An 11,039-nucleotide genomic window follows, 5' to 3' on the forward strand; every position below is an offset into this window, starting at 1 on the left:
CATTCCGAAATGCTAAAAGCTCAGGGCGCGGTTCGATGGCGCGGAGTGTGACGATCCAGTAGCTGTAGTCATGTGGAATGGTCTGTCTAGATGGCTGCACCAAGCGGCGCTCGGATGTCACCATCGGCCAGCATCAAACCCCGCTGCGACTTCCTGCCCATCTACCGTAGCGTCCTCACCAATTAAGTAGCCGCCAAAGCCTGGATTGACCAGACGAGCGGAAAACCTCGTCCATGAACATAAATCGATGAACAATCGCATTCGTTTTGAGCTATTGAGACTCATGCCGCTACCAGCAAAATCTCCTTCGCGTCAGACGTCTGCTTAAGTAGTCCAGGGTGCTTCGCTTCAAGTTCGATAATTTCGGCTTGATAAGTCAGGGCCGGAATCATGTTTTTCCCGTCTTGCAGAAACCGAGTCAATTTGCCGAACTGCTCGTGCGTTAGCTTTGACGCGAGATCGGATTGAAGAACCTTTCTGTCCTGCTGCCCCAATTGTCGGGCAAAAAAATGGCCACCGATAAGGCAGCCACTTGAGAGGAGTTTCACTTTACACGAGGGTTCGCTGGAGCGCCGCTATCGTAATGGCAAAGTGATTTCGGTTTTGTGATCAGTACAAGGGGGCGACGTTACGGACGAGCAAACGGAGATGGGCTTACAGCCCTGCCACCCGCCCCCCGTGAGTTCGCGATCCCTGCATACTCAAGAACTGCTGGACTTAACAAACGAGCCGACTCCACTATGCTGGCTTGGCCCCGTCCAAAACGCGACGCATCTGCCAGTACCAATGGGCCAGTGCGATCAACACAACCAGGCGACGCTAAGCTTCCCCGAGAGCGGCCAACACCAACACCAGCAGAAACAGAAGGGAGACATCGTGCAGCCATTGAAGGAGCAAGAAAAAACCCAGCTATGGCTCGATCAGTTCGGAAGCCCCGCCGACCGTCTGCTGGCCGAGAAGCTGCTCGACTCGATCAGCTACTGCCCTCTCAACGAATTCAAAAATAGCCTCACCAAGCTCATAAAAAACACACTTCCACCAAAGACCGCATCAGCGCTTTTCATCGAGCGCGAACTACAAAAAACAAGAGCTAAGCTCCCGCCTCCGATCTACGAGTCGAAAAAGACCTACAATCCAAGGTCAAAGAAGAAGCACCTGCGAGCTCAGGGCGCAGCGATACAGGCCATTAAATCGCTTAAGTACACCAGCCAAGATATTGGAAGTGAAACGCTAACGACCCACGTCGCAACTACACTCTGCCGCTCCAACGGCACTCGTTTTCTGCTTCAGCCCACTGCAAACAATGTCAGAGATTCCAAAGTCAGAAACTTCGTCATCCTCACTGACTTTATCGGCAGCGGAGACCGAGCATTCGCGATGCTTGATGCCATGTGGAATGTTCCCTCAATTAGAAGCTGGCACTCGGGAAGGTTCATAAAATTCTGGGTGATGGCTTACAGCGGTACAGGGCAAGGCATCAGAAAAGTTGAAACGCATAGGTTCTCCCCAACCGTCGCCGTTGTGACTGACTGCCCTACCCTTCATAACAGCTTCGATGCAGACCTGGAGGATATGAAATCGCTCTGCAAAAAATACGGAGCACACAGCGACAACCCATTAGGCTGGAAAAACACCGCCGCCCTACTGGCCTTCGAACACGGGGCGCCGAACAACATGCCGGCGATATTCATCTCGGAGAAAAACAGAGGTAAGAGAAGATGGGCGCCCCTCTTTCCCAAACGTGTCACCGATGTCCTTCATCAGTCCGCCCAACTTACCCAAACCAATATGGACAGCCTGTTCAGCAACGCCCTGAACTCTCTCCAAGCCAATGAAATTGCGCAGTCCCCTCGATTCAAACGATCCAATGACCAAAGCAAATCCGCAATCATCGTTCTGCTAGCCCACTCGCAAGGCAAACGACGAATAGCGGAACTGCGCCGAGCCCTGCCACTGTCTTTAGACACACTCATCCACGCAACAGATCGTGCAGTTCGCAGGGGCTGGATCACCAACTCGGGAGCGCTGACGCTGGCGGGCCATAAAGCCATCCGCTTCCTCAGACGCCAGGGGAGGAAGTTTTTTGTAGCCCCCGCCCCCGTCGCTCCGTATTATCCAACGCAGCTGAGGGCTCCGCATTAGCGGAATCTAGTATCCCGCACGTTGTGCGGGCGGCTTGGGAGCAAATTATGCTTACCGTCGAACGATCTCACGCGTACTGGAGGTTGGCAGCCTTCGTGGTGTTCGCTATCGAAGTCTGGCGCCAGAAGGCTTCCATCCGCAGGGCGGAATTCAAAGGTAGATGACCCGCTGGAGCTCTCAGCCCTATCTAAAAGCAGGCCGCCAAGCAGGCGTGTCTGAGAGTATTCTGCAAAATGCTGTGCAGACGGCAAAGCAGATGAAGCACAGCTGCCCGCCTATATTTACCCTGAAGCACCTCGCTCACCTGACTGACGTCCCATACCCTTTTTTACATCGGACGATTAGCCGCAAGTACAGGGCAGAAGCGTACAACGTCTTCAAGCTGAAGAAGCAGAATGCTGGGCACAGCCCAGATCGGTTCAGGTGGATCTGTGCGCCCACTGAGGATTTGCTCCGGGTGCAGCGTTGGATCAACACCCATATCCTGTCCAAAATCCAGCCGCACGAAGCAAGTTTCGCCTACGACAACCGCAACGGGGTGCTGGAGACCGCACAACTGCACTGTGGGGCGACATGGCTGATCAAGCTCGACCTCACTAACTTCTTCGAGTCGATCTTGGAGCCTCAAGTCTACGAGCTCTTCAGGTCATTCGGTTACCAACCACTGGTGGCATTCGAGCTTTCGAGGCTCTGCACCCGTGTTCGCGCCAGCGGTAACCCGGATCAACGACATGGCAACAAGCCGCTTCCTCCGGGCCTACCTTATTCCGGCGACACCCGCATTGGCCACCTGCCCCAAGGAGCCGCGACGTCTCCGAGGATTGCCAATCTGGTCATGCAGTCCTTGGACGAGACGCTGCAGACCTACGCGACAGAAAATGATTTGATGTATTCGCGGTATGCGGACGACCTCGTATTTTCCTCCAAAGGTGTATTTGACCGGCCACAGGCTACTCAGCACATCAAGGCGATCAACAAGTGCATCGCTGAGGAAGGGTTCTGGCTAAACACTGCCAAGACGAAAATAGTCACGCCAGGCGCCCGCAAGATCGTACTGGGACTGCTGATTGACGGCGGCACACCTCGGCTTTCGAAAGCCTATAAGAAACATGTCAGTGACCATCTCTATTATCTGGCCCACCCCAAGATCGACGCCATGGCCCATGCGACGCGGCGTGGATTTCATTCTCTGCAGGGACTGATCAATCACATCAGCGGGAAGATCGCCTACGGCTTCAGTATCGAACCCGACTGGGCGAACGAGCACGGCAAGCGCCTCAAAGGCATCTGTGCGAAGCTTCATGTTGACCATGTCCTGTTCCCGTGAATCCCATCGATAGCAGAAACACTCTCGGGAATCCGGACGTCAATCAGTGAATCGCCCCGTATTCTCTAGAGACCTTCGAGCCTCACAATTGAGGCTGTTGGGAGGTGCCATGAGCGACCAGCTCCGGGACAAACCACACTGCTCAATTCTGAGCCTGCCAGGTTCTTCCCGATTTCCAACCAGATCCCAAAGCATCGTTTTATGAAAACCAGCACCCATCAGCCTCTGGACTGGGACCGTCAGAGGTCGGAGCGACGAGGCTAAGGACGGCGGGGAAAACTAGGTCTATGAACACCAATCGATGAACAGTTGCGTTAATTTCGAGACCATTGAATCAGCGATTTCGGGCCCGTGAGCTACTTATGAACATCTGACATCGCCCACAAGTTAAACGAGGTGCTATGTTAAATATGTTCATGAGCGTGTTAAACCACTGATTCGACAAAACCGCTTCTGACGTCCACTCTCTCAACGAGCCACATCCCTCGTCCCGTTTATCTACGTCCGGTTCAAGCTCAGATCTCGCGCTTACAACACCGCTGCGGCGTTCTAATCCCTTGCCCTGATTCCTAGAATTTCCTAGCGCTAAATCACGGCGCTAATGGCCGCTGATGGCACCATCAATTTCACCGGTGGAATCGTCGCTTTGTCTTGCCAGGTCGCTGATTTGAATGCTCAACCTGACGCTCATTTGACCACTGTCATTGTCGAATGAGAGGCATCCTGCCGATACTCAGCCCATCATTCACCGGCGCCGCCGGCGTCAACACTCGATGGCAATACCCGCCAGGACAACCCTCCGGGATCATTGCTGCCGATCATCATGGATACTTGAGAAGGACACTCAAATGATACGTGCCGTCACTGTTCTCACCGAGAATTTCTCCGACTGGGAGCCCGCCCTCATCAACTCCACGGGACGAGCCTACTATGGCTTCGACACTCGTTTCGCGGCCCCCGGTGGCAAGCCAGTGATCTCATCCGGAGGAATGACCATCATCCCGAACCTGGCCATCGAAGCCATCGCGCTGGAAGATGTCGACTTGCTGATCGTGACGGGAGGCCCTGTCTGGAAAACAGACAAGGCGCCCGCAATCGAGGCGCTGGTCCGCGCGGCCCACGCCAGGAAAATCGTGGTTGCCGGCATCTGCGACGGCACCCGCGTCCTGGCCCAGGCTGGAGTACTGGATCACGTGCAGCATACGTCCAACTCCGCCGAGAACCTGAAGCAGGTGCATTACCGCGGAGCGGATTATTACCAGGATGTGCCCTATGCCGTTGCCGACCAGGGAGTGGTCACCGCTCCTGGTAGCGCGCCTGTCAGCTTCATGGCGCAAATTCTCAACACCTTGGGTTTGAACGACAAGAAGCTCGATGCCTACCTGGCCATGCATGCGGCTGAACACATTCACTGCTGAGCCCCCTTCCCTCTACCCCCTCCCCTGGTGCTGCGGCCTATTACTCGGCCGCAGCCCCGCCGGCTTTGACCCCTTCCACGACGCCGGCTCACCCTGTTTCCCACTGCTGAACCGCAGCCTGGAGCGGTCCGAAAATTTTTTTAAAAATCGGAAAAAACTTACTTGCGCTTGCGATATTTCCGACTAAGGTTTTCCCCTATGACGCATAGGGGTTTTCCCTAGCTCCATCAGGATGAGCCTGGAGTTGTGTCAGAGGATGTTTTATTTAGATCGCCCAAAAGGCGGCATTTTTCCTACCCAAGCTAAGGATGGCTTAATGTTTTTGTTTGCCGATAGTGGTCTCCGCAACCTGCCTGCCCCCCTTGTAACCCTTGCCTTCAACCCCTCAGCCCATGAGTGGGATGCTGCAAGCCATGACTCCCTCACAACCCTGCCCGACATTCCGTCAGTCCCCCCTCCTCTGCGCGCGCCTTAGACACGGATCGCCCGCTCGGGACCAGTAAAAAACCGACGCATTTTTACGATATGACCGACTAAGGCTGTCGTACAAAAAACTCTGCGCGCCCTATGGCTTTCCCGCTGGACGGGAGAGCTGCGGGCCCCCGCAAATGCGTTCTCCAATGGATCGAAATCGCCGCCGGATGATGCCTGCGCGCCGAGGTTCGAACATGTCGAAAACCACAGCTCAAGGCCCGGCCACGGAATCAACCGAACGGCTGGGCATGATGCAGGCGCTTGCCGACGCCAGGCTCAGTGTCGAGGCCAAGGCCATGGTCGCCCAGGGTTTCTACACCGGGGTCGCCCAGGAAGTTTCCACGGTCATCCCCCTCGAGGACGGGGCCGCCCCGGATCTCGGGCTCTTGCATCAGCTGGTGATCGCTGGATGGGGCGAGGAGCTGGGCCAATATCTTGAAGTGCTCGATGTTCGCGGGAGCCGCGTTCCCGAGGCCTTGCGCAAGGCCCAGCTAGCGGTCAGATCCGGCACTGCGCTATTTGCCGCGGGCAGCCTGGCCACAGCCACAGGGTCGCATTGTCTGCTCTCGATCCATCACGGGTTGGCCGACGAACATAGCCTCGAGGTCCTGGCGCGCCTGCTGCAAGCAGCCCAGTCCGCCGACCTTGACTCGGCGCTGGCGCGCCTGCGTCGAGGGCGTGGGTTCTATGACGATTATGTCCAGGCGCAAGCACTGCACGCGCAGGATGATGGCGGGCTGCGCACAGCTGTTGTGCCGCCGATGGCGCCTGTGCGCCTGCTGCGAACCGGGCGCCTGGCCTTCGACGCCCAAGGGCCGCGAGTGAGTCTGCAACGCACCCTGGACATCGCCACGGTCAATGTCGACAAGCCCCCCATGGCGACACTCCTGGCCTGCCTGCAGCGGGCCGATGTCATCGTCGAGGGCGACACCCTGTGTTCGTCGCATGACTGGCGCCCGGCTCACCAGCAGGATGCCATCGGCATGATGACGGGCCTTGTCCCGCTCTCCTTCGCCGCCCCTGGAGAGCAACCACTTCCCGGGCAAACCAGCCTTGAGGCACGTGCCCGGCGCTGTCCGGCAGCGCGTCAGGCGCTGGCCTGCTGCCGGGCGTCCGAGCTGTTCATCAACGGTGCGGGCAGGCGCAACATCCCGGCCTCACAGGTGATGAGTGCAACGTTTCCGGTGGGAATCGAAATACGCCGCACAGGTGCTTCGCAACTGCTCCTGGAGATCGAGGGGCCGTTTTGCAACGCCAGTGCAGCCACCCACCTGCTCAATGAACTCGCTGATGTACTTATGGATAGGAGTGAATGGAATGACTGAAAACATCCAGTTCGATGAACAGGTCCTTGCCGCTGAAGTGGCTCGCGTCTCTGCCACTTTTGCCGAGGTGCTCAAGCTGCCGCAGGTCGGCCATGCAGACAATTTCTTCAACCTCGGCGGCGACTCCTTCGACGCTATTCGCGTGATGTCGCGCTTGTCCTGCAACCTGCCCATCGTGACGCTTTTCGAGCACCCGACGGCAGTTGGCCTGGCCCGGCGCATCCTCTGCGACGCCACTCGACAAACCGCCCGCCTGGTCTGTTTTGGCGATGCACAGGCAGCCGCAGGTTCGACCGCAGTGATTGCCGTTCCCTTCGGTGGTGGAGACGCCACGGCCTACCGCGGCCTGTTTCAAGGCAACCCGCAGGTACAGGTTTTCGGCGTGGATTTCGCTGACTTCGAGGTCGAGGACGCCCTCGACTTCCATGCCCTGCTCGACATCCTTGCCAGCGAGATCGAAGCGATCGGCGCCGCCCACTTGCTGATCTACGGCCACTGCGCCGGCGCGGCCACCGCAGCGAGCATTGCCGCGAGCCTGGCCGATAGTCACAAGCGGCTGTCACTGGTGGTTGCAGCTTCGCGCCCGGTGCTGGACGCCGATGCCGCGATTGGCGCCGCCGAAACCACTTCGGACCAGGCCTGGACCGACTACCTGCGCTCCCTGGGGGCCTTCACCGGGCTGCTCGACACCCAGGTCGAGAGCATGCTGGCTCGCGGCCGAAGAGACCATCTGATCGCCTGCGAGGCCTATCGCTACCTGGCGCAGCGCCCGGCACATGGCGTACCGGCATTGGTACTGCTGGGCGACGAGGATCCGGCTACCGCCGAGCCCGAAGTCGTACTGGAGCAATGGCGCCAGTTCATCGACGTCACCCAAGCCGCGACCCTGGCCGGTGGCGGGCATTACTTCGTGCGTACCCATGCGCCCGAGGTCGAGGAAACCGTGCTGGCGTTCGCGGCACACAACACCAAAGGAAGGGATAGCAAGTCATGACAGTCAATCATCAACCACTTCTTACCCAAACCGACCTGCTCAAGCGTGGCTTGGCCGATCTTCAGGAACACGATGCCGAACTGGCGCAGATCCTCGACGCCGAGGTCGCTCGCCAGCAACGCACCCTCTCGCTGGTCGCTTCTTGCTGCGCGGTCAAGCCCCGCACCCTGGCCGCTTCGTCCTCCGCGCTGGTCAATGTCACCGCCGAAGGCGTTCCCGGGCGCCGCTATCACGCCGGCTGCGAGAATGTCGACCTGGTCGAGTCCCTGGCGATCCAGCGGGCCCGGGAGCTGTTCGCTGCGCAATATGCCGGGGTCCAGTCGCACTCGGCCTCCAGCGCCAACTACCAGGTGCTCGCCGCCCTGCTCGAACCTGGCGATACGTTATTGGGCATGGCCCTGGATAACGGCGGCCACCTGACCCATGGCAGCCCCGTGACCTTCTCGGGCACCTACTACAAGGCCATCGGCTATGGCACCACCAAGGAAGGCCTGATCGACTACGACGAAGTCCGCAGGCTGGCCCTGGAGCATCGGCCGCGACTGATCATCTGCGGCGCCACCGCCTACTCCAGGGTCGTGGACTTCGAGCGCTTCCGGCGGATCGCCGATGAAGCCGGCGCCATCCTGATGGCCGACATCTCGCATATCGCCGGCCTGGTGGCGACCGGGCGCCATCCGAGCCCGATCGACGCGGCGCACGTCACCACCACCTGCACCCACAAACAGCTGGCAGGCCCCCGTGGCGGCCTGATTCTCTCGGGCCGCGACGCCCATGAAAAAGTCCCCGGCCGCGATGCGACCTTCGCCCGGGTGCTCGAACTGGCGGTGTTCCCCCGGATGCAAGGCGCGCCGGCGGTCAACATGATGGCCGCCAAGGCCGCGGCGCTGGGTTACGCCATGACCCCCGAATTCGATGCCGAGATGCAACGTATCCGCGACGCAGCCGATGTGATGGCCAGCGAATTCCAGGCCCGGGACTATGAGGTGGTGGGCGGCCGCAGCGAAAACCACACCATCCTGATTCGCTTGCGTGCCGCGATGACCGGCGCCATCGCCGAGGCCGCGCTGGAGCACTGCGGCATCGTCGTCAACAAGAACCGCGTTCCCGGCGAAACCCGTTCGTCCTTCGTCACCAGTGGCTTGCGCATCGGCACCGGCGCCCTCGCCCAGCGCCATGTCGACCCGCAGGGCTGCCGGCAGATCGTCGACCTGCTCTGCCGGATCCTCGACCAGGTGACGCCGCTCGGCGAGAGCGAGTTCAGCCTGGACCCGGCGCTGCGCCAGCAGTTCTGCGCGGAAGCCGAGGCGCTGTGCGTGAAGTATCCGATCGTTGACTACCTGGCAGGCTGAAGCCGTCTCTGGCACCGCCAAAGGCATGGCGCGACGGTCCGGCGATCGTCGTGCCCGCACATACGCAAACTCTAAGGAGAGACAAGCACCATGACGGACAAGATCAAATATGTCGCCATCAATGGCTCGGAACGGCTCGATGGCAACAATGCCAAGGCGCTGGAGTGGGCGGCCGAGTACCTGGAGAAGCAGGATGTCATCCTCGAGGTCTTTTCACTGGCCAGCGCCAAGATCGACCCCTGCGGGGCCTGCGGCGATTGCAATTTCCGCAGCGAGCCCTGCGCGCAGGAGGATGACGCCGCGCGTGCCGTGCAACTGATGGAAGCCAGCGATGGCGTGATCTTCGCCTGTGCCGTCCATGGCTTTGGCGCATCGCCCTTGATGTCGGCATTCCTGGAGCGGGTCGGGACCGGGTTTCTGCGCCACGATCGCACCCTCACCAACAAGGTTGCCGGGGTCATGGTGACCGGCCGGCGCATGGGCCATGTGGAGGTCTACAACCAGATGCTCCAGTGCGCCTTGCTGAACCGCATGATCATGGTCGGCTACGGCTTCCCGGCCATGCTCGTGGGCGACAAGAAAGGCGAGGTCCTGGGCGACCGGGAAGGCATGGAGATGCTGCGCCGGATGCTCGATCGCATGGTTTCCATGACCCGCCTGATGCGCGACCACCAACGCCTCACCGGGCAGCCGGTACTGCCGGTCTCGATACCCGGGGAACGCCATCGCGAGGGCAAGGACGGCACGTTCTTCGTCCCGGCCAAGTCCGACATGTACCCGCTCGAGGCCGCTCGCCGCTGCAACTTCGATGTCGTCGGCGACTGAACCGCGCAGCACAACAGCTAGCGAGAACCTTATGAGCATTAGAACTGCCTGCAATGGCCTTACCGACACCCACCTGCGGGAATGGCTAGTGTCGGAACACTTCGAGCGCCTGGCGGATGCAACGGTGGCCCAGATCGCACAGGCCTATGTCGGCGTCTATTCGGCCCGGCCTACCAGTTGGCTGGCGGTCATGGCGCGCAATCGCAGCCTCGATCGCAACACCGTACTGACCATGGAAAACGCCAGCGACCTGCTGCGTATCCCGGGCATGCGGCGCTCCAAGTTCCTGCTTCCCGACGAGCTGGCAGCCAAGGTCTTTGCCGCCACCCGCCTGCCGCTGGCCAACCACGAATGGCGTTTACGGGACGCAGGGCTTGGCCTGGACGACTACCGGCGGCTGCTCCCGGCGCTGGTCGCCTTCAGCAATGGCGTCCCGGTGCGCCTGCAGGACATCGGCAGCGCCCTCGACCTGCCGGCCCCCCAGGCGCGCGCAGTGACCTCGGTTGCCGCCTATGACGGCGCACTGGTCCGTATACCGGCGGCCAACCCATGGTCCAACCGCTGGCTGTACTCGGCGGCATCCGACGGGCTGCTACCCGGCGACGGCGTGCCACTGGACCGCGACGCATTGCTGCGCGATATCGCCGGGCGCTACGTCGACCACTACGGACCGGTCACGGTCGACGACCTGGCCTGGTGGCTCGCGGTTTCAAAGGAAACCGCGCGCACGCTGCTTCACGCCTGTGGCGCCAGCCAGGTCGGCAACCAGATGTGGCACAGCCAGGCCGGACTGGCGCGCCTTGAGCGGTGCCTCGAACGCGCCAGCGCCCCCGCAACGGCGCAGATCCGCTTCCTGCCGGCCTGGGATCCCCTGGTCATGGGCTATGCGCCTGGCTCGAGACAGCGCGACTGCCTTGGGCTGGAACGTGTCGGCGGCTACGACGCAGCCGGTAACGGCCGGCCGGTGGTGCTTATCGGTGGCCGGGCTGTCGCCACCTGGAACACCGCGGCCAAGGGCAGCAAACGCTTCATCGCAGTCGATGCCTCGACACTTGCCGACCAGGAGCGTGCAGCCGTGCTTCAGGCTGCCTCGGTACTGGCGGAGCAGATCGGGGCCATTCACCAGATCGAGAACACAACCACAGCGTGACAACAGGGAAGGCATGAACAAGATGAGGGACG

At 60.2% G+C, this 11,039-nt stretch carries 8 protein-coding genes; all 8 read left to right on the top strand.

Going from position 1 to position 11,039, the window contains the following annotated elements; translation table 11 throughout:
• Positions 1 to 876 precede the first annotated feature (876 nt).
• The 8 genes from IF690_RS15595 (at position 877) to IF690_RS15630 (ending at position 11,007) form a co-directional block, all read left to right on the top strand.
• The gene (locus IF690_RS15595; RefSeq protein ID WP_202696356.1) at positions 877 to 2,142 is read left to right on the top strand and encodes a phosphoribosyltransferase-like protein; all 1,266 of its coding nucleotides are present in this window, start codon (positions 877 to 879) and stop codon (positions 2,140 to 2,142) included.
• A 160-nt stretch (positions 2,143 to 2,302) separates the two neighbouring features.
• Positions 2,303 to 3,469, top strand: a complete 1,167-nt coding sequence (locus IF690_RS15600) for a reverse transcriptase family protein (protein WP_202696357.1) — start codon at positions 2,303 to 2,305, stop codon at positions 3,467 to 3,469.
• Positions 3,470 to 4,317: 848 nt separating this feature from the next.
• Complete coding sequence (locus IF690_RS15605; protein WP_202696358.1) at positions 4,318 to 4,887, top strand: type 1 glutamine amidotransferase family protein; 570 nt, start codon at positions 4,318 to 4,320, stop codon at positions 4,885 to 4,887.
• 668 nt (positions 4,888 to 5,555) lie between these two features.
• Positions 5,556 to 6,686: a hypothetical protein gene (locus tag IF690_RS15610; RefSeq protein ID WP_202696359.1), complete on the top strand. Its 1,131-nt coding sequence runs from the start codon at positions 5,556 to 5,558 to the stop codon at positions 6,684 to 6,686.
• Positions 6,679 to 7,680, top strand: coding sequence for an alpha/beta fold hydrolase (locus IF690_RS15615; protein WP_202696360.1), 1,002 nt, complete (start codon positions 6,679 to 6,681; stop codon positions 7,678 to 7,680). Before IF690_RS15610 ends, IF690_RS15615 begins: the two co-directional genes overlap by 8 nt.
• Positions 7,677 to 9,032 carry a serine hydroxymethyltransferase gene (gene glyA, locus IF690_RS15620; protein WP_202696361.1) on the top strand — a complete coding sequence of 452 codons (1,356 nt, stop codon included), beginning with the start codon at positions 7,677 to 7,679 and terminating at the stop codon, positions 9,030 to 9,032. Before IF690_RS15615 ends, glyA begins: the two co-directional genes overlap by 4 nt.
• A gap of 90 nt (positions 9,033 to 9,122) precedes the next feature.
• A complete protein-coding gene (locus tag IF690_RS15625; protein WP_202696362.1) occupies positions 9,123 to 9,857 on the top strand; it encodes a flavodoxin family protein in 735 nt (244 codons plus the stop codon).
• Positions 9,858 to 9,888: 31 nt separating this feature from the next.
• The gene (locus IF690_RS15630) at positions 9,889 to 11,007 is read left to right on the top strand and encodes a DNA glycosylase AlkZ-like family protein (RefSeq protein WP_202696363.1); all 1,119 of its coding nucleotides are present in this window, start codon (positions 9,889 to 9,891) and stop codon (positions 11,005 to 11,007) included.
• The last annotated feature ends 32 nt before the right edge of the window (positions 11,008 to 11,039 follow it).

Origin of the sequence: Pseudomonas sp. SK3(2021), assembly GCF_016772375.1 — a bacterium.
GTDB lineage: Bacteria > Pseudomonadota > Gammaproteobacteria > Pseudomonadales > Pseudomonadaceae > Aquipseudomonas > Aquipseudomonas chlororaphis_I.